At 72.0% G+C, this 23,976-nt stretch carries 18 protein-coding genes; 8 read left to right on the top strand and 10 right to left on the bottom strand.

The window, feature by feature from the left end:
- Positions 1-1,134 (bottom strand): DegT/DnrJ/EryC1/StrS aminotransferase family protein, encoded by a 1,134-nt coding sequence (locus tag NR112_RS09550; protein WP_306216940.1) that lies wholly within the window; start codon positions 1,132-1,134, stop codon positions 1-3.
- Positions 1,134-2,879, bottom strand: a complete 1,746-nt coding sequence (locus NR112_RS09545; RefSeq protein WP_306217025.1) for a nucleoside-diphosphate sugar epimerase/dehydratase — start codon at positions 2,877-2,879, stop codon at positions 1,134-1,136. Before NR112_RS09545 ends, NR112_RS09550 begins: the two co-directional genes overlap by 1 nt.
- Before the next feature lie 394 nt (positions 2,880-3,273).
- Here NR112_RS09545 and aqpZ point away from each other — a divergent pair, with 394 nt between their 5' ends.
- The 4 genes from aqpZ (at position 3,274) to NR112_RS09525 (ending at position 6,771) form a co-directional block, all read left to right on the top strand.
- Positions 3,274-4,116, top strand: coding sequence for an aquaporin Z (gene aqpZ / locus NR112_RS09540; RefSeq protein ID WP_256793805.1), 843 nt, complete (start codon positions 3,274-3,276; stop codon positions 4,114-4,116).
- A gap of 21 nt (positions 4,117-4,137) precedes the next feature.
- Entirely contained in the window at positions 4,138-4,788 is a 651-nt protein-coding gene (locus NR112_RS09535; protein WP_256793803.1) for a SatD family protein, read from the top strand.
- Positions 4,785-5,627 carry a hypothetical protein gene (locus NR112_RS09530; protein WP_256793801.1) on the top strand — a complete coding sequence of 281 codons (843 nt, stop codon included), beginning with the start codon at positions 4,785-4,787 and terminating at the stop codon, positions 5,625-5,627. Before NR112_RS09535 ends, NR112_RS09530 begins: the two co-directional genes overlap by 4 nt.
- Positions 5,628-5,781: 154 nt before the next feature.
- Complete coding sequence (locus tag NR112_RS09525; RefSeq protein WP_256793796.1) at positions 5,782-6,771, top strand: malate dehydrogenase; 990 nt, start codon at positions 5,782-5,784, stop codon at positions 6,769-6,771.
- Positions 6,772-6,912: 141 nt separating this feature from the next.
- Here the strand turns inward: NR112_RS09525 and NR112_RS09520 are convergent, their stop codons facing one another.
- From NR112_RS09520 to NR112_RS09505, 4 genes are read right to left on the bottom strand one after another with little or no spacing between them, the layout of a single operon-like run.
- Positions 6,913-7,233, bottom strand: a complete 321-nt coding sequence (locus tag NR112_RS09520) for a DUF3017 domain-containing protein (protein WP_256793795.1) — start codon at positions 7,231-7,233, stop codon at positions 6,913-6,915.
- 9 nt (positions 7,234-7,242) lie between these two features.
- A complete protein-coding gene (locus NR112_RS09515) occupies positions 7,243-8,097 on the bottom strand; it encodes a bifunctional methylenetetrahydrofolate dehydrogenase/methenyltetrahydrofolate cyclohydrolase (RefSeq protein ID WP_256793794.1) in 855 nt (284 codons plus the stop codon).
- A gap of 34 nt (positions 8,098-8,131) precedes the next feature.
- Positions 8,132-9,391, bottom strand: coding sequence for an NAD(P)/FAD-dependent oxidoreductase (locus tag NR112_RS09510; RefSeq protein WP_256793792.1), 1,260 nt, complete (start codon positions 9,389-9,391; stop codon positions 8,132-8,134).
- Positions 9,392-9,449: 58 nt separating this feature from the next.
- Positions 9,450-9,926 carry a MarR family winged helix-turn-helix transcriptional regulator gene (locus NR112_RS09505; RefSeq protein WP_256793790.1) on the bottom strand — a complete coding sequence of 159 codons (477 nt, stop codon included), beginning with the start codon at positions 9,924-9,926 and terminating at the stop codon, positions 9,450-9,452.
- A gap of 54 nt (positions 9,927-9,980) precedes the next feature.
- Between NR112_RS09505 and NR112_RS09500 the strand changes: the two genes are divergently transcribed.
- On the top strand, positions 9,981-11,123 hold the full coding sequence (locus NR112_RS09500; RefSeq protein WP_256793789.1) for a phosphotransferase: 1,143 nt from the start codon (positions 9,981-9,983) through the stop codon (positions 11,121-11,123).
- A gap of 10 nt (positions 11,124-11,133) precedes the next feature.
- Here the strand turns inward: NR112_RS09500 and NR112_RS09495 are convergent, their stop codons facing one another.
- The 4 genes from NR112_RS09495 to NR112_RS09480 all read right to left on the bottom strand — a co-directional run bounded on the left by NR112_RS09495 (position 11,134) and on the right by NR112_RS09480 (position 19,176).
- Positions 11,134-13,191 carry an ABC transporter ATP-binding protein gene (locus tag NR112_RS09495; RefSeq protein ID WP_256793788.1) on the bottom strand — a complete coding sequence of 686 codons (2,058 nt, stop codon included), beginning with the start codon at positions 13,189-13,191 and terminating at the stop codon, positions 11,134-11,136.
- Entirely contained in the window at positions 13,188-15,086 is a 1,899-nt protein-coding gene (locus NR112_RS09490) for an ABC transporter ATP-binding protein (protein ID WP_256793786.1), read from the bottom strand. The genes NR112_RS09495 and NR112_RS09490 overlap by 4 nt, the downstream gene beginning before the upstream one ends.
- Before the next feature lie 135 nt (positions 15,087-15,221).
- The gene (locus tag NR112_RS09485; protein ID WP_256793784.1) at positions 15,222-18,203 is read right to left on the bottom strand and encodes a DUF1116 domain-containing protein; all 2,982 of its coding nucleotides are present in this window, start codon (positions 18,201-18,203) and stop codon (positions 15,222-15,224) included.
- Positions 18,196-19,176 (bottom strand): DUF2877 domain-containing protein, encoded by a 981-nt coding sequence (locus tag NR112_RS09480; protein WP_256793783.1) that lies wholly within the window; start codon positions 19,174-19,176, stop codon positions 18,196-18,198. Before NR112_RS09480 ends, NR112_RS09485 begins: the two co-directional genes overlap by 8 nt.
- A 123-nt stretch (positions 19,177-19,299) precedes the next feature.
- On the opposite strand from NR112_RS09480, the gene NR112_RS09475 reads away from it, so the two are divergent.
- The 3 genes from NR112_RS09475 (at position 19,300) to NR112_RS09465 (ending at position 23,838) form a co-directional block, all read left to right on the top strand.
- A complete protein-coding gene (locus tag NR112_RS09475) occupies positions 19,300-21,024 on the top strand; it encodes a helix-turn-helix domain-containing protein (RefSeq protein WP_256793782.1) in 1,725 nt (574 codons plus the stop codon).
- A 142-nt stretch (positions 21,025-21,166) separates the two neighbouring features.
- Positions 21,167-22,129 (top strand): hypothetical protein, encoded by a 963-nt coding sequence (locus NR112_RS09470; protein ID WP_256793781.1) that lies wholly within the window; start codon positions 21,167-21,169, stop codon positions 22,127-22,129.
- Positions 22,130-22,350: 221 nt separating this feature from the next.
- Positions 22,351-23,838: a uracil-xanthine permease family protein gene (locus NR112_RS09465; RefSeq protein ID WP_256793780.1), complete on the top strand. Its 1,488-nt coding sequence runs from the start codon at positions 22,351-22,353 to the stop codon at positions 23,836-23,838.
- Positions 23,839-23,976: the final 138 nt, after the last annotated feature.

Below are 23,976 nucleotides of genomic sequence, written 5' to 3'. Positions count from 1 at the left end.
TCAACCCTCCAGATGCGCGACCAGCGCGACGATGACCCTGTCGAGCTCGTCATTGCTCAGACCTGCACCACTCGGAAGCGTCACCCCCGTGCGGAAGAGGTCGTCGGACACTCCGTTGACGAACGAGCGGTGCGGCGCATAGACCGGTTGCAGGTGCATCGGTTTCCAGACGTGGCGCGCCTCGATGTCTGCGCCGTTGAGAGCCGACACGGCCTTGTTCGCCACGTCGGTGCCCTCACGGTCGATGATGATCGTCGTGAGCCAACAGTTGTCTTCGTCATCGGTGTCGGCGCCGGAGCGACCCAGCAGCCGCACGTCTCCGTGGGGCGCTAGCGCCTTGGCGTACCGGTCGCGGATCTCGCGGCGTCGGGCGATCATGGCGTCAAGCCGTTCAAGCTGTCCTCGACCCAGTGCCGCGAGGATGTTGGACATCCGGTAGTTGTAGCCGACGTCGGTGTGCTCGTACCAGGGCACAGGCTGGCGCGCCTGGGTGGAGAGGTAACGCGCTCGGTCCAGCAGGTCGAGGTCGTTGCTCAGCAGCATGCCACCCCCCGAGGTGGTCATGATCTTGTTGCCGTTGAAGGACAGGGCGGCAGACCGGCCGAAGGAGCCAGCGGCCCGCCCTGCGTGCGACGCGCCCAGAGCCTCGGCCGCGTCCTCGACGACGAGGACGCCTCGCGCCTCGAGCTCGGGCAGCAGACGGGAGTAGTCGACGCAGCGCCCGAAAAGGTCGACGGGCACGACAGCAGGCACCGTCTTGCCCTCCGCCTGCAGCGTGTCGACGGCGTGGACCATGAGGTCAACGTCGACGTTGCCGTCGCTGGGCTGCGCATCGACGAGGACCGGCTCGGCGCCCGTGTAGAGGATCGCGTTGACTGTCGCGGCGAACGTCAGGCTGGAGACGGGGACGTGCGTGCCCGGGCCGACACCGGCGTCGAGGAGTGCCAGGTGCAGGGCGGCCGTACCGGAGGACAGGGCCAGCGCCCCGGCGACGCCCACCCGTTCGGCGATCGAGGCCTCGAAGGCGTCGACGTGCGGGCCCAGAGGTGCGATCCACCCCGAGCGCAGCGCGTCCAGGACGTATGTCTCCTCGACCTCGGTGACCTCGGCCTTCGACAAGTAGATGCGACTCATCATCGGGCCGATTCCGTGGTGAGCTGGGCGTCGATCAAGGCCTCATGACGCATCCACTCGCGACCGCTCTCGGCACCGGCGAAGGTGGTTCCCAGGACGGTCTCGGGCTGGATCGAAGGAACGTCGACGCTGTCGACCAGGGGATGCCCCGTGGTCCGTCGCCGCTCGTTGGGAGAGAAGAGCTCCTCGCCGAGCTTCTCTCCCGGTCGCAGACCGGTGAAGACGACGTCGATGTCGCGGCGTCCGCTCATGCGGATCAGCGTGTTGGCCACCTCGAGGATCTTCACCTGCTCCCCCATCTCGAGCACCATGACCTCGCCGTCGACGCCGATGGACGCGGCCTCGAGCACGAGCTGGCAGGCCTCGGGAATGAGCATGAAGTAGCGGCACACGTCGGGGTGGGTGACGGTGATGGGGCCGCCGCGCTCGATCTGTGCCGTGAAGGCGTGGACCACCGAGCCGCGCGACCCGAGCACGTTGCCGAAGCGCACAGAGACGTAGCGCCCATCGGCTCGACGGGCGAAGTCAGCGGTCAGTCGCTCGGCGAGGCGCTTGCTGTACCCGAGCACGCAGGTCGGGTTGGCGGCCTTGTCGGTCGAGATGTTGACGAAGGTCGAGACGCCGGCCGCCTCCGCTGCCGTCAGGACGTTGAGGGTGCCCACGACGTTGCTCTTCCACGCCTCGAGCGGGTGGGCCTCGAGCAGCGGCAGGTGCTTGAGGGCGGCCGCGTGGAAGACGACCTCGGGGCGCGCCCGTTCGAACGCGTCGGCCAAGGCCTTCGGGTCCCGGATGTCGGCCAGGATGAGATCGTCCGAGTCGAGGAGCCCGTGCCCTGACAGGGTCATCTCGGTGGCCTGCAGGCCGGACTCGTCTCGGTCGAGCATGTAGAGGCGGGAGGGGCCGAACCGGGCGATCTGTCGGCACAGCTCTGACCCGATGGAGCCCCCGGCACCCGTGACGAGCACGCGCCGCCCCGAGATCTGGTCGGCGATGGCGGTCGTGTCGAGCTGCACGGGGCGACGTCCGAGCAGGTCGGCGACGTCGAGGTCCCTCAGGTCGTTCGGCGTCGGTCGGCCGCCGATGATGTCCTTGAGCGGCGGCAGGCTGACGACGTCGAGGCCTGCGTCGGCGGCACGGGCCGCGAGGTCACGCAACGTGGCTGCCTCGGCGTTCGGCAGGGCGACGACGAGGGTGTCGGCCTCGTAGCGCTCGGCGACGGCTGCCAGGTCGGCCCTCGTGCCGCGCACGCGCAGCCCTTCCAGCCGCAGGCGGTGCTTCGACGGGTCGTCGTCGAGGAGGGCCACGGGCACGAAGTGCCCGGCGCCGTCGTACTTCATGCTCCGCAGGAGACGGCGGCCGGCTTCTCCGGCGCCGAGGATGATGGCGCGACGCTCGGCGGCGGTCTGCATCGCGCGGTGCGACCGGACGGTGCGCACGACGAAGCGGAGCGCAAACATCAGGCCGATGGCCAACGCGCCGGCCGTGAGCGGCACACCGCGCGGGATGACCGGAGGCTGAACCATGAGGGACCAGATGAAGAGCAGGGCGCCGACGATGGCCGTCGTCGTCATCAGCTCGGCGACCTCCTCGAACGAGCCCATGACGTGGCTGATCGAGTAGGGCCCGACGAGGTAGCCGACGAAAATCTGCCCGGCCATGGCCGCCAGGGCGAAGTACGCCGTACCCTTGAGATAGGTGTCGTCGAGACCGAAATCGAGGCGGATCCAGAGCGCGGCGAAGAGCATGACGACCCAGATCAAGGCGTCGACGGCTGCCCAGCCGAACCGCACCCACCGAGCCCTGCGTACCTGCGCTGTCACTCTGCACTCACCACAATCCCTGACGTGCCCTGATTCACGTACGCGTCAATGGGTCTGCAACGGATCATGACCTCGTCCGAGAGCCCGACGTGACTGGCGACTTTGTGCACCGATCGGTCAAACCACGCGCATGCCGAATGATAGCGGCCCATCGCGCGATCGCCGGACATGTCGGGATCGTGGACACGTCGGGCCGCGGTGCGCAGAGTCCACCGCCTCCATCGCGCCTACCCCGTCGTGGAGGTGACCGTCCACTACGCTGCGTGCACCGGGAGCCCCCCGGGCGGTTCGGCCCCGACGTCTCTGCTGGAGGAGCCCGATGTACACCCCCAAGATGAGCTCGCGCCTCGCGGTCGAGGCGCTCGGGACCTTCTGGCTCGTCTTCATCGGCTGCGGCTCGGCCATCTTCAACGCGAGGTTCACCGTCCGGACCCTCGACGGACAGATCATCGACTACGGCATCGGGTACCTCGGCGTCGCCATCGCCTTCGGCCTGGCGGTCACGACGATGGCGTATGCCGTGGGGCACGTCTCCGGGGCGCACTTCAACCCCGCGGTCACGATCGGCATCGCCGTCGCGAAGCGCTTCGAGTGGCGCGAGGTGCCGGCCTACGTCGGCGCCCAGCTCGTCGGCGGCCTGCTCGCCGGCGGTGCCCTCGCCGGACTGCTCTCCTCGACGGGACGCCCGGTCACCGGCAACCTCGCCGCCAACGGCTTCGGCGTCCACTCCCCCGGCGGGTTCGCGCTCGGTGGGGTGCTCATCGTCGAGGCCCTGGTGACCGCCTTCTTCGTCTACATCATCCTCGGCGCGACGAAGGACGACGCCCCCAAGGGCTTCGCCCCGCTCGCGATCGGCTTCGGCCTGCTCCTCGCTCACCTCGTGGCCATCCCGATCAGCAACGCCTCGATCAACCCGGCCCGCTCGACCGCCGTCGCCTTCTTCAACGGCAACGGTGCCCCCGGGCAGCTGTGGGCGTTCTGGGTGGCGCCGATCGTCGGTGGCCTCATCGCCGGGAGCACCTACGCGTGGATCACCGGCGAGCGCCGCGACGACATGGACATCAGCGGCTCGACCGACGTGGTCGAGAACGCCGCGGTCGACGACAAGGGCCGACCTGTCCTCGATGTCGACTCGGATGAAGGTCAACGCTCCATTTCCTGAATATGAAGATATGATCTTCACATGTCAGATCTGAAGGCTGAACCTTCACCGGTGGCGCTCATCGGCGACATCGTCGAGTCCCGCACCCACCGCGAGCGCCAGGCCCTGCACGACGCCTTCGAGGCGGCCGTCGCCCGGGCCAACGCCGAGGTGCCGATCGACGACCCCGCCGTCATCACCGTCGGCGACGAGTTCCAGGGGGTCTACCCCACCCTGGGAGCGGCGCTGCGCGCCAGCTTCGTCGTGCGCAGCGAGCTCTTCCCCCGGGCGGACGTCCGCTTCGGTCTCGGCCGGGGCGCCGTCACGACCCTCGACCCCGTGCGCGGCATCCACGACGGGCCGGCCTACTGGGCCGCTCGTGAGGCGATCACGGCGGCGGAGGACCGCGCGCAGCACGCGCAGACGCGCACGTCCCGGACGGCATACGTCGCCCCCGACGAGCCGGCGGAGACGGTCGCGGCCCTGCGCGCCGCCCTGGACTGTCTGGACTTCATGGTTGGCTCCATGTCGACCACCTCACGCGAGATCCTCGGAGGACTCATGCACGGCCACGCCCAGCACGACGTCGCCGACCGGGTCGGCATCAGCCCGTCCGCGGTCTCGCAGCGGGTGCGACGTGACGGCATCGGGGTCGCGCTCGAGGCGATGACGACGCTCGGCGGCCTGCCGTGACATGGCTGTCGATCGTCCTGGCCGGCATCGGCGTCGGCGACATCATCCGGTCGACGTCGTGGCGACCGGGCCGCGCCCTCGGTCACGTGGCCGCCCCCGTCGTCATCCTCGCGCTCGCGCTCGTCGCCGGGCTGCACGGGTGGGCCGACCTCCTCGCTCTCGCGCTCGCCGCGGCTGCCGGCGCGGCATGGGCCGAGCTCTCACGCCGCACCCAGATGACGGGACGGGGTGCTCTCGCGCCGCTGGCGGTCTTCGCGGCCCTCGTCGTCGGACTTCTCGCGTTCTCCGGGGCAGCGTCACCCGCGGGCGGCGCCCTCGCGACGTGGCTCGCCTGGGCCGACCTCCCGGGCACCGGTCCACTCCCTGTCGGGCGCGTCCTGCTCCTCGCCGGGCTCGTCCTCTTCAACGTCGCGACCGCCAACGTCATCGTGCGCCTCGTCCTGCTCACCATCGGGGCCCTGCGCCCGTCCGACGTCACCAACGCCAACGCCGCCGCCGCGGCCGCTGCGTCCCTCACCGGACGCGCCGCTCCCCCGACCAGCGGACAGCCGGCCGACCGCCTCAAGGGCGGGCGCCTGCTCGGACCCATGGAGCGCCTCGTCATCCTCGGCCTCGGCGTGGCCGGGGAGTTCGGCGCCGCCGGTCTCGTCATCGCCGCCAAGGGACTGCTCCGTTTCCCCGAGATCCAGGCGGCCGCCCGCTCGGCGAGCGGCGACCCCACGGGGACGGGCTCCTACCCGGGCGGCCCCGCCGGCATCGACGACGTCACCGAGTACTTCCTCGTGGGCAGCTTCGTCAGCTGGCTCATCGCCCTCGGCTCACTCGCCCTCACCGTCTGAAGCACCACGCCGCGCCACCGCGCGTGATCGTCGTCACGCCCGTTGCGTACGCATGCGGCGGGCTCGCGCTGAGCCCGGGCGCCCGTCCGGGCAGACACGTGGCCACTGATAGCGTCGGAACGTCCAGCGCCACACCGATGTGAAGGGCCTACCTGTGAGCACTACCCCCGTCAAGGTCGCCGTCACCGGCGCCGCCGGCCAGATCGGCTACAGCCTCCTGTTCCGCATCGCGAGCGGTGCCCTGCTCGGGCCCGACACCCCGGTGGAGCTGCGCCTGCTCGAGATCACCCCCGCGCTCAAGGCGCTCGAGGGTGTCGTCATGGAGCTCGACGACTGCGCCTTCCCGACCCTCGCCGGCGTCCAGATCGGCGACGACGCGGCGAAGGTCTTCGACGGCGTCAACCACGCCCTCCTCGTCGGCGCGCGTCCCCGCGGACCCGGCATGGAGCGCGGTGACCTCCTCGAGGCCAACGGCGGCATCTTCGCGCCGCAGGGCAAGGCCCTCAACGAGGTCGCGGCCGACGACATCCGCATCACGGTGACCGGCAACCCGGCCAACACCAACGCACTCATCGCGATGAGCAACGCCCCCGACATCCCGACCGAGCGCTTCTCGGCCCTGACGCGTCTGGACCACAACCGCGCGATCAGCCAGCTCGCCGCCAAGCTCGGCGTGCCGGTCACCGAGATCAAGAAGATGACGATCTGGGGCAACCACTCCGCGACCCAGTACCCCGACCTGTTCCACGCCGAGGTCGGTGGCCGCAACGCCGCCGAGACCGTCGGCGACCAGGACTGGCTCGCCGGCACGTTCATCCCGACCGTCGCCAAGCGCGGCGCGGCGATCATCGAGGCGCGGGGCGCCAGCTCGGCCGCATCGGCTGCCTCCGCGACCATCGACCACGCCCGCACGTGGGTGCAGGGCACGCCCGATGGTGACTGGGTGTCGATGGCCGTGCGCTCCGACGGCTCCTACGGCGTGCAGGAAGGCCTGATCTCCTCGTTCCCCGTCACCGTCAAGGACGGCGCGTGGAGCATCGTCCAGGGCCTCGACATCGACGACTTCTCGCGCGGCAAGATCGACGCCTCGGTCGCAGAGCTCGCCGAGGAGCGCGACGCCGTCAAGGGTCTCGGCCTCATCTGAGCCGACCGTGCACGTCGAAGGGCGCCGTCCACCGTGAGGTGGGCGGCGCCCTTCGCGTCGGCAGGGACGCGGCACACGGCATACGCGATGGGGCCGGGTGCCACGCGCGGCGGTGACGCAGCCCGCGGACCCGGACGGGGATCAGCGGAGGTGGCTGCCGATGGAGGTGCGGCCCGACACGTCGGCACGGACGTTGACGGTGGCTGACGCGATGAGCACGCCGATGCCCAGCGTCAGCAGGATGACGACGTCGAGGGTGCGGGAGCGGACGGTGAGCCCGCCCGCCTTGCGCGAGGGCCTGGCCACGAACCGGATCAGCGCGCCGAGGAAGAACGCCCCGGCCATGATGCGCCCACCCCACCGCACGTCGAGGAAGGCCATGAGGAGGACACCGACGGCGGCCAGCCCTGCGACGAGGTACCACCAGCCGAGGACGACGAAGCCGCTACCCCGCCACTGCATCGGGGCTGCTCAGGCGCCGGACGTGACCGAGGACTCGGCCGCCTCGACGATGTTGGTGAGCAGCAGCGCCCGGGTCATCGGGCCGACGCCGCCCGGGTTGGGGCTCACCCAGCCGGCGACCTCGGCGACGTCGAGGGCGACGTCACCGGCGATCTTGCCGTCGACGCGGCTGACACCCACGTCGAGCACGGCGGCACCGGGCTTGACCATCTCCCGGGTGACGATGCCGGGCACGCCGGCCGCGGCGATGACGATGTCGGCCTGGCGCACCTCGGCGGCGAGGTCCTTCGTGCCGGTGTGGCAGAGCGTCACGGTGGCGTTCTCGCTCTTGCGGGTCAGGATGAGGCCGAGCGGGCGGCCCACGGTGAGGCCTCGCCCGATGACGACGACCTTGGCGCCGGCGATCGGCACGTCGTGACGGCGGAGCAGCTCGATGCAACCCATCGGCGTGCACGGGAGCGGGGCCGGCTTGCCGAGCGCGAGCCAGCCGAGGTTCATCGGGTGCAGGCCGTCGACGTCCTTGGTCGGGTCGACGCGCGAGAGGAGCGCCATCTCGTCGAGGCCGGTCGGCTGCTGGACGAGGAAGCCGGTGCACGTGGGGTCGGCGTTGAGCTCGTCGATGACGGCCTCGACCTCGGCCTGGCTGGCCGTCGCGGGCAGGTCACGGCGCAGGCTCGTGATGCCGATCTCGGCGCAGTCCTTGTGCTTGGCGTTGACGTACCAGTGGCTGCCCGGGTCGTCGCCGACGAGCACCGTGCCGAGGCCGGGCACGACCCCCTGCTCGCGCAGTCGAGCGACCCGCTGGGTCAGCTCGACCTTGATCGCCTTGAGGGTGGCCTTGCCGTCGAGGATCTGTGCCGTCACGGTGGACATCCTGCCACCCCCGACCGGGGGCAGGTCACGTCAGGTCGGCGAGGGGGACGTCGGGGTCGGTGAGCCGGGCGCGGTCGACGACGGTGCGGTCGCGCACGAGCCGCTGGACGTCGTCGATCGTGTCCCAGACGTTGACGTGCATGCCCGCCAGCACGCGCACACCGTCGCCCTCGGGCACGACCCAGAACGCCATGAACTCGTTGCTCGACGGCTCGCCGCGCAGCAGCACCTCGGCGTCGGACCCGCGCGGGACGTAGCCGGCGTACTCGAGGCCGATGTCGTACTGGTCGGAGAAGAAGAACGGGATCGGGTCGTAGGTGACGTCCTGGCCCGCCATCGAGCGACCCGCCGCGAGCCCGCCGTCGTGGGCGTTGGCCCAGTGCTCGACGCGGACGTTGGTGCCGAGGGTGACGCTGCGCCAGTTCGCGACGTCGCCGGCGGCCCACACGCCGTCCACGAAGGTGCGCAACGAGGAGTCCGTGACGATGCCGTTCTCTGCCGGGATGCCGGCGCCCTCGGCGAGGCCGGTGTTCGGGGTGATGCCGACACCGACGACGACGGCATCGGCCGGGAGGGTCTCGCCGGAGGTGGTGACGACCCCGGTCACCGAGGTGTCGCCCTCGATGCGCTCGACGCCCTCACCGAACCGGAACTCGACCCCGTGGCCCCGGTGCAGCTGCGCGAACCAGCCACCGACCTGCTCGCCCATGACCCCGAGGAGCGGCGCGGCCTGGGGCTCGACGACGGTCACGCTGCAGCCGGCGTCGCGGGCCGCCGCGGCGACCTCGAGGCCGATCCACCCGGCCCCCACGATGACGATGCGCGCACCGTCGGTGAGGCGCGCCTTGAGCGCCTCGGACTCCTGCATCTCCCGGAGGTAGAGCACGCCGTCGAGGTCCGCGCCGGGCACGTCGAGGGCGCGAGCCGACGAGCCCGTCGCGATGAGGAGCCGCTCGTAGGAGAGCACGTCACCGTCGGCGAGCGTCAGCAGGTGCTGCTCGGCGTCGAGGGACGTGGCGGGGCTTCCGAGCCGCAGCTCGACTCCCTGCTCGTCGTACCAGTCCCGGTCGTGGGTGAACGCCGTCTCCATCTCGTCCTCGCCCTTGAGCACGGCTTTCGACAGCGGTGGCCGCTCGTAGGGCAGGCGGTCCTCCTCCGTGACGAGGACGATCGCGCCGTCCGTGTCGCTCTCGCGGATCCCCTCGATGGCCTTGGCCGCGGCGAGCCCTCCGCCGACGATGACGTAGGCCGTGCGCCCCTGCTGTCCGGTCGTGTCAGTGGTCATGTCCACACCCTCACATGCGAGCCCGTGCCCGTCGAGACCCACGCCACGTCCGCTCGGTTCACCAGGTGACGTCGCGGCCCAACTCCCGCATCGTGGCGAGCATCGCGTCGAAGCGGGCCCGACCGACCTCGGCCCGGAGCCGGTCCTCGGCCTCCGCGATGAGCGCGAGCGTCTGGTCGACGACGGCGTCCCCGGCCGGGGTGCGTGCCACCCAGCGGACCCGTCGGTCCGACGTGCTCGGGGTGCTCTGCACGAGGCCCAGCTCCTCGAGGGTGTCGACGAGCTGACCGATGGCCTGCTTCGTGACGCCGGCACGGGACGCGAGGTCGGTGACCCGCATGCCGTCGACCGGGATGATCTGGAGCAGCCGGGCCCGGCGTCCACCGATCGCCTCGAGGTCCGGCGAGGCGATGGCCTTCATCTCCCGGGACAGCCTGCGCCCCAAGGCATCCGACCAGCGAAAGAGGTGGTCGGGGAGGTCGTCGTCCGCACCCACGGGATCGGCCGGCATACCCAAGCTCTTGCCTCGTGCCATGGACCGACCCTATCCTCGAATTGGTCAAGTTGCTTTACTTTCTGAGGGGGAAGCATGGCTGTCGACATCACCGGTGTGACGGCACGGCTCGCTGGGGTGCCCGTCGACGCCGTCACCCTCTCGCCCTTCGACTACGACTGGGGCTCGCCCGCGACGGCGGGGCTGTGGCACGCCTCGGCCGCGGGTCCGGACGGCCGCGAGGCGGTGTGGTTCGTCAAGCTGCTGCGTCACCCGCGCCTGTGGCCCGGTCTCGTCCACGTCCCCGAGGGGCCCCTCCGCGACTCGTTCGTCGACTTCTTCCCGTGGCGCTTCGAGCTCGACATGACGCTGTCGGGGATCGACGAGGTGCTGCCACCCGGCATGCGGATGCCCGCCCTGCACCATCACGAGGTCTTCGACGATGACCACATCGGGCTCTGGTGGGAGTTCATGGACGAGCGCCGCGGCCCGTGGACGATCGACGAGCTCGCCCGTGCGGCAAGGCTGCTCGGGCGGCTGGCCGCCCGTCGCCGGTCGGGCGCACCCGTCAACGACCGTCTCCCGGAGACGTGCCGACTCCCCGACGGTGCGGCGCTGCGCTACCTCGTCGAGGGCCGCGTCCTGATTGGGGCCGGCGGCGACCTCGCCGACGACGACCTCTGGTCGCGGCCCGCTCTCGCCGAGGCCCTCCGTGACTCGGGGGACACCGGTCTACGGGACGAGCTGCGGGGGCTCCTCCCGCTGGTCCTGGACGTCCTCGCCGAGCTCGAGGCCCTCCCCCAGACCTATGCCCACGGTGACGCGAGCATCCAGAACATCCTCATCTGCCACGGCGAGGACGACCTCGTCGTCATCGACTGGGGCTTCGGCTCGCCGCTCGCCGTGGGCTTCGACCTCGGCCAGCTGCTCGTCGGACCCATGCATGCGGGGCTGACCCCGGCGTCCGACGTCGCGCCCATCGACGCCGCGATCTTCGACGCCTACCTGGGTGGCCTCGCTGACGAGGGCTACGCCGCCGACCCGGAGGACGTGCGCTTCGGCTACCTCGGGTCACTCTTCGCGCGCTCGCTCTTCACGGCGCTGCCGACCGTCGAGCTGCGCGGCCCCGACTCGGAGTCGCTCCGCCGGGCGGTGCGCGAACGGGTGGCCCTGACCCGCGCCATGCTCGACCTCACCGCTCCGGTCGTACGCCGCCGGCTGGCCCGCGTGGACGCCTGACCTCCCGGGGTCAGGAGGTCCAGGCGCGCCAGAGGGCGGCGTACTCCCCGTCCTGCTCGACGAGCTCGTCGTGGCTGCCGAGCTCGGCGACCCGCCCGTCGATGACGACCGCGATGCGGTCGGCGTCGTGCGCCGTGTGGAGGCGGTGCGCGATCGCGACGACGGTGCGCCCGGTGAGCAGGGCGTTCATCGAACCCTCGAGGTGCCGGGCCGTGCGCGGGTCGATGAGCGAGGTCGCCTCGTCGAGGACGATGGTGTGCGGGTCGGCGAGGATGAGTCGGGCCAGGGCGATCTGCTGGGCCCGGCCCGGAGTCAGCACCTGGTGGCCCGAGCCGAGCTTGGTGTCGAGGCCCTCCGGCAGGTGCTCGACCCAGTCGAGGGCGTCGACGGCGCGCAGGGCCTCGCGGACCTCGTCGTCGGTCGAGCCCTCGCGCGCCAGCACGACGTTGTCGCGCACCGACCCGATGAAGACGTGGTGCTCCTGGGTGACGAGGGCGACCTCGGTGCGCAGCTGGTCGAGCGGGAGCGACGTCAGCTCGACGCCACCGACCGTCACCGACCCCGTGCGGGGGCCGTGGATGCCCGACAGCAGGCGACCCAGCGTCGACTTGCCGGACCCGCTCGGACCGACGATGGCGAGGCGCTCCCCCGTGCTCAGGTCGAGGTCGATGCCGTGCAGCACGTCGTGACCGGCGCGGTAGGCGTAGCGCAGGTCGCTGCCGACGAGCTCGGGCCCGGTGGGCCGGTCGACGCCCGCCTCGCGGTCCGGCGGAACGGTCGCGATGCCGAGCAGTCGGGTCGTCGAGGCGATGCCGACCTGGACCCGGTCGACCGTGTGCACGAGCATGTCGAACGGCCCCCACAGCGCCTCGGTGTAGAGGATGGCCGTGGTGATCTGACCGAGGGTGGCCCAGCCCTGGGCGTAGCCGATGGCGCCGAGGAGCAGCACGATCACCCGCGGCAGGCTGAAGGCGATGTCCATGACGGCGAAGAGCAGGTTGCGCAGCGTCATGGTGTAGCGCTCTGCCTGCCCGGACACCTCGATGTCCTCGTCGCCACGACGCAGCCGGTGACGCGTCAGGCCCAGGGCCTCGACGGTGCGGGCGCCCTCCACGGTCTCGGTGAGCGTGGTGTTGATGCGCGAGTAGGTGCCGCCCTCGGTGAGATAGCCCTTCGGCGCGCGCCCGAGGTAGCGGCGCACCTGGAAGAGCGCGAGCGACATGAGGACGATCGACGGCAGGGAGAGCAGGGGCGAATTGCTCACCATGGCGACGAGGGTCAGCACGACGGTGATGCTCGCGATGATGGCCTCGGGCAGCGCCCAGCGCACGCTCTCGCTCATCGTGCCGACGTCGCGGGTGACCCGCGTGACGAGGTCGCCGGAGCTCGCGCTCTCGACGCGCGAGAGCGGCAGCCGCAGGATCGCGCGCACGATGTACTCGCGAGCCGTCGCGAGGACGCTCTGGCCGAGCACCGTCGAGGAGATCTTGGCCGCGAACGTGAACGCGCTCTGCACGACCACGAGCCCGGCGACGACGAGCGCCGCGGAGTTGGCCCCGGCCAGTGCCGCGTCGACCCGGCCGGCCTCGACGTCGGCGACCGTCGAGTCGACGAGCTCACCGAGCAGCCGCGGCACGAGCAGACCCGCCGTGGCCGCGAGCGCGTTGGCGAGGACGACGGCGACGACGAGCAGCCGCTCCTGCGAGAGGAGCCCGCCGATGAAGCGCACGACGCGCGCGTTGTCGGCGATGGGCAGGCCGGTACGGGCGTTCATCGTGTCGGCGACGAACTCCTGGGCCCGCCGCTCGCGCAGCAGGTGGCGCCGGTGCAGGGCGCTGAGCCGCTCCCCGACCGAGGCGGACTGCGGCGGCCGCAGCTCGTCGGGCACGGCGGGTGCGTGGATGGCGGAGTCCCACGTGCGGGCGGACTCGGCGGCGAGCTCGTCAGGCAGCGGCGAGACCCACGTGGCGTCCGTGACGTACGTGCTCTCAGCGAGGCCGGTGGCCGCCGGGGCGTCCGGGGCGTCCGGGGCACCGGTCGTCGCGACCGTGCTGTCGGCGCGGCTCATCGGGACTCCTCGGCGAGGTGGGAGAGGACGGACGGGTCGGCGTCGCCGCCGCGGACGACGACCGAGCGGTATGCCGGCGAGTCGGCGAGCAGGTCGGCGTGCCGGCCCTGGGCGGTAGCGAGCCCACCCTCGAGGAGGATGACCTCGTCGGCGTGGTGGAGCAGCAGCGGTGAGGCGGTCATGACGACCGTGGTGCGTCCGGCCCGGTGCTTCCCGAGACGAGCGGCGATGCGGGCCTCGGTGTGGGCGTCGACGGCTGACGTGGGCTCGACGAGCACCAGGATGTCAGGGTCGGCGGCGAGAGCGCGCATCAGCACGAGCCGTTGGCGCTGGCCACCGGAGAGCCCGCGACCGCGCTCCTCGAGCTCGCCCTGCCACCCGCCCGGGAGGGCGTCGAAGACGTCGTCGGCGGCTGCGGTGTGCAGCGCTCGCTCGGCCTGCTCCCGCGTCAGCCGGCCGAGAGGGTCGACGGCCGAGCGCAGGGTCCCCGCGAACACCTGGGGTGAGGTGTCGCTCACGAGGACGTGACGGCGCATCTCGTCGAGCTCGACGCGGGAGAGGTCGATGCCACCGATCGTGACGCCCCACGGCTGTCGAGCCCTCTCCTCGTCGCGGCGGGCCTGCGCCTCCCGGGCCCTGGCGCGCGCCGAGCGCTCCCGCTTGGCGGCGCGGCCCTTGAGCTCCTCGGGGATCTCGTCGCTGACGAGCGCACCTTCGTCGCTCGGCAGGTACCGGCCGAGCCGGTCGGCGAGGGCCGCGGAGTCGTCGGGCGCGGCCGAGACGACCATCGTGAGGATGCCGGGTCGGATGGTCGCGCCGGAGTTGCCGTCGACGATCTCGGCGGTCGTGTCGAGGTCGGCAGGCTCGTCGGGCTGCACCCACGGCGGGCGCTGGGACAGCACGGCGACGGCCTTGCGTGCGGAGACGACCGAGCGGGTCCACTTCTGGGCGAACTCGACGAAGGTGCGCATGGGCTGGACGAGGAAGAGGCCGTAGCCGAGGAAGCTGACGAGCTGGCCCACCGTGAGCCGGCCCTGTGCGACCTCGCGCGTGCCGAGCCACATCAGGGCGACGACGAAGCCCCCTGAGAGCAGGACGCCGACGGACTCGACGGCGGCGAGCCAGCGACCGGCCGAGACGCCGGACTGGCGCACGCGCTGGGACTGCCCGGCGTAGTTGCCGCCGAAGGTCCCCTCGCCGCCGATGCCGCGCAGGATGCGCAGGCCGCCGACGATGTCGGTCGCCATCGACGTCAGCTCGGAGTTGCGGGAGCGCTCGACGCCCTGCCACCGCTGCATCGGCCGCAGCAGCGGCGTCCCGAGGACGACGAGCAGCGGCGCCGAGACGAGCACGAGGACGCCCATGCGCACCGACGTGCTGAGCACGATGGCGGCCACGACGAGGTAGGCGGCGAGCTGCGAGATGGCCCGCGTGCCGATCTCCATGAGGGCGCCGAACTGGTCGCCGTCGCTGCCCGAGACCGACAGCACCTCACCGGTCGGCGTGCGCCGGGTCAGGACGTGGCCGAGCTGGAGCGCCTTGCGGGTGACGAGCTTCGTCGTGCCGTAGAGGGCGATGAGCCACTCGCGGACGATGACCGTGTGGAAGAGGATGCCGCTGCACGCGCCGAAGACGGTGACGGCGGCGAGCACGAGGACCCACTGCATCGTGGCCGCGGGGTCGCCCGCGACGATGCCGGTGTCGATGGCCCGACCCACGATCCAGGGCCCGACCGTCTGCGGCACCATCCAGATGAGGGCGGCGAGCAGGCCGGCCCAGAACAGCCTGCCGTTCTGCCGCACCATCCACCAGAGGAAGGCCCGCGGCGAGCGGGTGTCGGGCGTCTCGGCGCCTCGGTCGGTGTAGGCCCGGATCTCGGGCGGAAAGTCTCGCATGGCCTGTCCACCCTAGGTCGCGCCACCGACAGCGCCCTACTTCTTTTCTCCCTCGGCAGACGCGTGTCGGGTCGGGGGATGTCGGGCCGCGCGGCCGACGACGACCGCGCGGCCCGAGCTGAGGGGCCAGCTCCGTCAGCCCTCGCCCACGGCCGCCGCGAGAGCGGTCAGAGCCTGGGTGAAGCACTGCTCGGGCGGGTTCACAAGACCCGCGCCGACCTGGCCCGTGCCCGCGACGCGTCCCGCCATGCCGGTGTTGATCTGCGGCAGGATGCCGGTGCGCGCGACGGCTGCCACGTCGATGCCGGTCGGCGTGCCACGGAACTCGAGGATCGGCACCTGGTAGGCCGTGTGCTCGCCGACGGTGATCTCGTACATCGTCTGCGTGGCCCGCAGCGCGAACGGCACGTCGCCGCCGACGAACTTCACGATCGCCGGCGCGGCGGCCATCGCGAAGCCGCCGATGCCCGCCGTCTCGGTGATCGCGGAGTCACCGATGTCGGGGTTCGCGTCGTCCGGGCCGTAGGACCCGAGGAAGAGGCCCTCGGGCGTGTTGGCCGGACCTGTGAACCACGCGTCGCCCGTCCCCGACACGCGGATGCCGAAGTCCGTGCCGTTGCGCGCCATCGTCGTCACGACCGAGGATCCCGGGATGCCATGGGCCGCAAGGGTGCTCAGCTTGCACGCCGGCATACCGAGGTTGAGGAAGAAGTGCTCGTTGGCACCCGAGAAGCGGACCGCCTCGGCGATGTCTGCGGAGGACGCGTCGGCGGTGATCATCGTCGGGAGCAGCTCGCGCAGGAGCATGAGCGAGCCCGCGCGGTTGCGGTTGTGGCCCTCGTCGCCCATCTGGAGCATCTGGGCGGTGATCGCCTTGACGTCGATGGAGCCCTGCTGCTCCACGCGGGCCCGGACGGCCTGCTGGAGGATCGGACCGAGGACGGAGTTCATCCACCGCAGCCGGTCGATGACCTCGGGACCGTAGGCGCCGTAGCGCAGCACCTTGCCGAGGCCCTCGTTGAGCGAGCACCACGACGTGTTGTCGTGCACCTCGTCGCGCAGCTCGTAGACCCACATCGACGGGCTGATGACGCCGGCCATCGGGCCGACCGCGTCACGGTGGTGGCACGGCTCGAGCGTGATGCCGTCGCCCTTCTCGAGCGTGGCCTCGGCCTCCTCGGCCGTGTCGGCGAGCCCCTCGAAGAGCATCGCGCCGATGAGCGCACCCTTGAGCGGCCCTGAGGCTCGGGCGAACTCGATGGGAGGCCCCGCGTGCAGGAAGGTGCCACGTTCGAGCCCGAGCACCTCGTGCGCGGGGCGGACGTCGACGAGGTCGGCACCTGCCGCGGTCATCCGGCGCAGGGCCTCGGCGTTGGCGGCGTCGCGGCGGGGGGCGGCCAGGACCCGACCGAGATCGGCCGCCGTGCCTGCCATCGGCGGCTGCCACGAGGCCTCGGTCACCGACACCGCCTGCGCCCGGAGGGCGTCTGCGAAGAGCGAGACCCCGGCGGCCGCGACCGTGACGTCCGCAGCGAGCAGTCCGTGGAGCGGCTCGGCACCGACGTCGGTGGCCGTCCCGGCCACGAGGGCGTATGCCGTGTCGCCCGTCGCACGCTCCGGTGCCGTCCCGTCGTGGCCGAGCAGCTGCAGGGCGCGGCGCGTGGCTGCTGCGTTGGAGAGCAGGACGTCCGCGCCGGCGTCCACGAGAGCCTGCGCCGACCGGTCGAGCCCCTGGGGGTCGGAGGTCGTGCCGGTGACCGAGACGACGACGGGCAGCTCACGGCCGCTCGCGGCGGCGGTCTCGCGGGCAGCACGGACGGCGGCAGCGAGCTCGGGAGCGGGATCGGCGTGCGCGCCGTGGCCGAGCACGAGGTCGAGGAGGAGCACGCCGCACGTCGGGTCGGCGGCCTCGACGGTGATGCGGTCGAGGCGCAGTGACGGGTCGATCATCGGGTGGGCGCGCCCGCGGGTCATCGTGTCGTCGCCGAAGTCGATGACGACGTGACCAGGGTCGCGCAGGTCATGGCCGAGGGCCAGCTCTGGGCGCAGCGGGGTGTTCGACTTGATGTCACCCAGCACCTCGCCGGCCACGAGCATCGCCTCGTCGGCGAGGGTGCCGCCGCAGAAGAGGCCACGCAGGGACCCGGAGGACGTGGTGGCCGACCGGTCGCCCGCAGCCTCCCACGTCGGCCAGACCGGCGCGTCCGCGCCGACGGCGGTCAGCACCGACTCGACGGCCGCCGTGAGGTCCGGTCGCCCGGCACCGAGCGTGGCCCAGTGGACCGGCTTGCCCAGCCCGGCGGCATACGCCTCCAGGTCGGCGAGCACCTCGGGAGCGGGTGGCTTGGAGACGACGACGACCGACGTGGTGTCCGGGTCGGCCGCGAGCGCGGCGAGGGCCTGCTTCGTCGAGCGGGCGGCGACGGCGGACGACAGGTCGCGGCCACCGACACCGAGGCAGTGGCTGATGCCGACGCCCGCGGCGTCCAGGAGGCACATGACCTGCTGGGCGCCCGTGCCCGACGCCGCGACGAGGCCGACGGAGCCGGGTCGCACGACGTTGGCGAAGCCGAGGGCGACGCCGCCGACGACGGCGGTGCCGCAGTCGGGCCCCATGACGAGCACGTCGGCAGCGGCGGCGGCGTCCTTGAGGCGCACCTCGTCCTCGACCGGGACGTTGTCGGAGAAGACCATGACCGACACCCCTGCGCGGACGGCGTCGAGCGCCTCGGTGACGGCGTGCTCCCCCGGCACCGAGACGAGCGCGAGGTCGGCGCCCGAGAGGCGGATCGCGCCACCGAGCGTGCGAGCCGTCGGCGGCTCACCGAAACCGGTGGACGCGCCTGCGGCAGAACGGCTCTGGGTGAGCGCGGACTCCAGCGCAGCCTGCCCGGCAGCGATGCCGGCCTCGTCACCGCGGATGGCGACGACGAGGTCGTTGGGCGCCGAGTCGGGCACGGCGAAGCCCATGCCCCGGATGACCTCGAGGTTGAGCTCGGTCGCCATCGCGACCTGCGCGGCCTCGACGCCGGGAGCGGCGGCGACGGTGCGCGAGACCTGCATGAGGGTCACGGAGTCGAGGTAGGTGCCGGTTCTCAGCTCGACGTGGTCAGCCACGGTGGAGTCCTTCCTGGGATTCGGGTCGTGGGGCATCTCGGGGTGCGGGGCGGGGGACGGGCTCGAGCGCGTCGACGGCACGCAGCGCACCGCTGACTCCCGACAGGAGGTCGCGACCGGACGTGTGGCCGATGGCGAGCACCCGGTCGACGAGGTCGCTGAGGTCGGCGCGGTCGCTGAGGTCGGTGCGGTCGCTCCCCCCCGGCGGGTCAACCGACAGGCTCGACGGTGCACCGGCGCGGATCGGGCCCGTGGTGGCGACGGCCGACCTGTTGGTCGAGCCGGGTCCGGAGACCAGACGAGTCACGAGGCGCGCGACGTCCGGGACGGCATACCCCGCCCCCGCGGCGACGAGGAGTGCGGCCGAGAGGCTCGTCGTCCACGGGAGCACCGTGCGGACGGCAGTGCGCAGGGCCGACACGGCTCGCCGGGCCTGCGGAGCGTCCACCGCAGCAAGGGTGAGCAGGACGCCGCAGATCGCGTCGTCGCCGCTCGGGGTCAGGCCGCGCCCGACACCGACGAGTCCGCGGACCCCCGGGTCGGTCGAGCGTCCGGCGAGGGCCGAGGCGGCGAGGTCGTGGGCGAGGTCGCCGAGGACACCGGGCTCGGGGAGCCAGCCGTCACCAGCGGATCTGCGCGGCGCGGGGCGCACTCGCGCCGGCCGCAGCAGCCGGGCCGCGACGACGTCGGCGCGCGGCAGACGCACCCGCCCCTCCCCCACGACGACGTGCCCGCCGGGCTCCACACCCCAGCGGACCTCGGTCGACGGCAGCGTGAGGCGGACGCCGATGGGCAGGGCGACGGCGTCGGAGGCGAGCACGGCGAGGACGCGCTCGTGTGCCCCGAGATCGAGGTAGACGCACGTCGGGAAGGCGGCGAGCACCCGGCAGCGCCGCGGGGCGCCGGCCAGCTCGCCCGCCACGAGAGGCGACACGGCGGCGGGCAGCAGCGTCAGGTCGAGACCGTCGTCCATGCCCGCGCGCACCTCCGCCGTCAGCCGCTTCCGTCCGTGCCGTCCAGCCCGGACCGGCCCCGTGGCGCTCCGCCTGCCGCGGACCGCTGACGTGACGCTACCGACGGTGGGTAGGGTGCGCTCATGGTGAAAGTTGCCAACGATCCGGCCCTCCCCGAGGGTGACTTGCCAGCCGCGGGGGGCTCCGGCGTGCCCGAGCCCGAGGTGTCCGGCATCTCGCTCCGGCTCATCGCCGGCCTCGCCGCGACGGCGCACGGCGTCGTCCGTGCCGAGGCCGCACGCCTCGACGTCAGCGTCGACAGCACGACGCCGCTCCGCTCCGCCCTGCGCGACGACGCCCCGGCCCGGCTGACCCACCGGCTCGTCCTCGCCGACGCGGCGGCCCTCGCGGAGCAGGACGGTGACGCAGCGTCGCTCGCCGACACCGTCGCCGCCCTCGACCGGGCCGGAGCCGCAGGGCTCGTCGTCTCCGGGCTGTCGGGCAAGCCGCTCACCGCCCTCGTCAGGGCCGCCGACTCGACGGGGCTGCCGCTCATCGACGTCCCGCTCGACCACATCGCGACCTTCACGACCGACGTGCTGAGCGCGATGCTCGAGCACCAGACCGCGATCCTGCGCCGGCTCGAGGACGCCGACCGGGCCCTCGTGCAGATCGTGCTCGCCGGCGGCTCTCTGGACGACCTGTGCGAGCAGGTGGTCGGCTTCCTCGACGGCGCCGTGATGGTCACGACGACCGACGGCCGCGTCATCGCCCGTGCCGGTTCGCAGCGCGAGCTCGACCACGCGCTGTCCCTCGAGTGCTTCGACCGCACGGGGCGTCTGCTCACCGAGGCCGAGCCGATGGGACCCCGACCCGACGGCCCGACCGCCAACCGCTCCGCCGTGCGCATCGTCGCCGGCCACCTCGACCACGGCGTGCTCATGGCGTTCTGCAGCCACCGTCACCTGACGGTCGACGACGTGCGCCTGCTCGAGCGGGCCGCGACGGTCGCCGCGCTCGCCATCACCAAGGACCAGGCCGTCTCGGCGGTCGAGAGCAAGTACCGCGCCGAGTTCCTCCGCGACGCCCTCGCCGGCCGTGCCGGCTCCCCCGTCGACGCCGTCGCCCACGCCAGCTCGCTCGGCTGGGACATCGACCGGCCCATGGTCGTCGTCGTGGCCGAGACCGACGAGGACGACGACCGCTCGACGCGCGACGCCGACGAGGTGCGCTTCCTCCAGCAGCGCTTCGCCCGCGCCTGGACGCACGCCGTGGCGGTGCGCGACGCCCGTTCTCCCGTCATGGGGTTCAGCCGCGAGGTGGTCGCCCTCATCGGCGTCCCCTCCGGCGCCGAGACCGATCAGGTCATGCGGATCGTCGGCGAGTACGTCCGGGTCGTGCGGGGCGACGGCGGCGGCGGTCGGCGCAGCTTCTCGGCCGGAGTCTCACGGCCCATCACCTCGGTCGCCGGGCTGCCCCACGCATACGACGAGGCGCTCTCGGCGGTCACCGTCGGACGCCAGATGCACGGCGACGGCGCCACGACCCACGTCGACGGCCTCGGCATCTACCGCCTGCTCGCGCTCATCCCCGACGGCGCCGACCTCCGCCGCTTCGTCACCGAGTCGCTGCGCGAGCTGGCCACCGACGACTCAGCGGAGTACGCCGGCCTGCGCCAGACCCTGAGCATCCTCATCGACACCAACATGAACGTCGCCGAGACGGCGCGTCTGCTCTTCTTCCACTACAACACGCTGCGCTACCGCATCGGCAAGCTCGAGAAGATCCTCGGCCCCTTCACGACCGACCCCGACCTGCGCCTCACCCTCGCCCTCGCGCTCAAGATCCACCAGATGCGTGGCATCTGACCGCCGCACCCACGTGCTCGCGTATGCCGTGTCGCGCGGTTCGTGGAACATCGGACCCCCTGTTCAGGGCCTGATCTTCCACACGGCTCGAGCCTGTGGACGGCCGCCGTGGCGCTCCGTCCGGCGCCGCCACCATCGGCGGATGGACGCGCTGCTCCGAGCCCGAGCCGCGGGGCAGTCGGGTCTGGTGAGCCGCGCCCAGGCCCTCAGCGGGGGCATGACCCGCAAGGCCGTCGAGTGCCGGCTGACGAGCGGGCGCTGGATCGCCGTGCACCCAGGGGTCTACCAGACGATGCCCGGCCGTCAGGACTGGGAGACCCTCGCCGTGGCGGCGCTGCTCCACGCCGGCCGCGGCTCGGCCCTGTGCGGCAGCAGCGCCGGCTACCTCTGGGGGCTCGTCCGGGCGGCGCCGGACCAGATCCGCGTCGTCGTGCCGGCCACCCGCCGCGTCCGCGACGTGCCCGGGGTGGTCATCTCGCGGAGTCGCCACGCCTTGGATCGGGTCGACCCCGTGAGCTGGCCGCACCGCACCACCGTCGAGCACACCGTCCTCGACCTGTCCGACCGTCGCCGCCCCGACCGCGCGGTCGCCGTGGCAGCCAAGGCGATCGGACTCGAGCTCACGAGCACCGACCGACTCAGGGCAGCCTTGGCCGGGCGCCCGCAGCAGAGCGACCGGGCCCTGCTCCTCGAGATCTTCGCCGAGGTCGCCGAGGGCTGCGAGAGCCCGGCCGAGCGGCGCTTCATCCGTGACGTGGAGCGTGCCCACGGCCTGCCGTGCGGGACGTCGCAGTCACCGTTCGGCAAGGCCGGGCGCCGCGACCGTGAGTACGACCACGGCGTCGTTGCGGAGATCGATGGCCGCCTCGGTCACGGCGGCTGGCTCGACGTCCAGCGCGACGGGCGCCGTGACCGAGCCGCCGCGGTCGCCGGGCGCACCACGCTGCGCTGCTACTGGAGCGACCTCGTCCCGACGGCCTGTGCCCTCGCGCTGGAGGTCGCCCAGGTCCTGCGGGCCAAGGGCTGGGACGGCCGGCCCCGCGGCTGCGGCCGTACCTGCCCCGTGGGCTTGGCTGCCCCGTCGTGGAACTTCGGACCCCCATGAGGGGGTGCGAACCTCCACTGACCGATCGTCCGACGATTGCAGGAGCACCCGGCGGGACCCGACTAGGCGGGCGCCCGGCATACGTCATCTCCTGCCAGAGGGGCTCCCTCGGCGTGTATCAACGTTTGACGAACGCAATCCCGTGCGGTGGGAGTAGTTTTCGCCCATCCCGGAGTGGGACGTGACCCACATCACCGCATGTGGCAACCATAGGAGTCGGAATGGCTTTGGGCTTGGGCTGGAAACTGCACGGGGACGGCAAGACGATGGGCCCCGACGACGTCGTGGCACCTGACGAACGACTCGCGTGGGGCAGGACGATCGGTCTCGGTGCGCAGCACGTCGTCGCGATGTTCGGGGCGACCTTCGTCTTCCCGCTGGTCATGGGTCTCAACGCCCAGCTCGCGATCATGATGAGCGGGATCGCGACGATCTGCTTCCTGCTGATCGTCAACGGGAAGGTCCCGAGCTACCTCGGCACGTCGGCGAGCTTCGTCGGCGCCGTCGCGGCCATCCGGGCGCAAGGGGGCACGTCCGCCGACGTGACAGGCGCGATCCTCGTCGCCGGTGTCGTGCTCGCACTCGTCGGTGTGGCGATCCACTTCGCCGGGTCCGCGGTGCTGCACAAGGTGCTGCCGCCGGTCGTGACGGGCGCCGTCGTCATGCTCATCGGCTTCAACCTCGCGCCGGTCGTCGCCAGCATCTACTGGCCCCAGGACCAGTGGGTCGCGCTGCTCGTCATGGCGTTCACGATCATCTGCGCGGTCGCCTTCAAGGGCTTCGCGTCGCGCATCGCGGTCTTTCTCGCCCTGATCTTCGGCTACATCATCTCGTGGCTCTTCGACAAGATGTTCGGCCAGATCACGTCCTTCGACGCCGGCGCCGGCAAGGTCACGACGCACTTCCGCACGAACTTCGACAACCTCGCGAGCCAGCCCTGGTTCGGCCTCCCGCCGACGTCGACGACAGGCGCTGACGGCAAGGAGATCGTCGGCATCCACGCACCGTCGTTCTCGGTCGCCGCCATCCTGCTCGTCCTCCCGGCCGTCATCGCGCTCATCGCGGAGAACACCGGCCACGTCAAGGCCGTCGCCGAGATGACGAAGTCGAACCTCGACCCCTACATGGGGCGCGCCATCGCGGCCGACGGCATCGGCACCGTCATCGCCAGCTCGGTCGGCGGCTCGCCGACGACGACGTATGCCGAGAACATCGGCGTCATGGCGGCCACCCGCGTCTACTCCACGGCGGCCTACTACGTCGCCGCGGTCGTCGCGATCATCTTCGGCCTCTCGCCGAAGTTCGGGGCGCTCGTGGCCTCCGTGCCGGGCGGCGTACTCGGCGGCATCACCGTCGTGCTCTACGGCATGATCGGCCTGCTCGGCGCGAAGATCTGGAAGGAGAACGGGGTCGACTTCGGCAACCCGATCAACCTCGTGCCGATCGCGGCCGGCATCATCATCGGCATCGGCGGCGTCTCGCTCGTCTTCACGTCGGACTTCACGCTCGGTGGCATCGCGCTCGGCACGATCGTGACCATCGTGGCCTACCACGTCGCCCGCGCCGTGGCCCCCGCCGACCTGCGTGACCGGGCCGATGCCACGGGAGGCACGATGATCGCACTGGGCAAGGCGGAGTACGGCGACAGTGACGGCATCGACGACCTCTACCAGGACGAGCCCAACGGGCCTGACCTGCGCCGCCGCTGACGCCTCACGCACCACCGGCCCGTGGGCTCCCGATCTCGGATCGGGGGCCCACGGCCCGTTCAGGGCAGAAGTTGCCAAAAGCCCACGGGCAGCGATGCACAACCGTCACTAGTCCCCACCGGGGGTCGGAAGGCAGGA

The sequence above is a fragment of the Terrabacter sp. Ter38 genome (assembly GCF_024519435.1).
In the GTDB taxonomy this organism is placed as follows: domain Bacteria; phylum Actinomycetota; class Actinomycetes; order Actinomycetales; family Dermatophilaceae; genus Terrabacter.
Note: the sequence above shows the minus strand (reverse complement) of the source record. Positions and strands in the feature narration are given on the sequence as shown.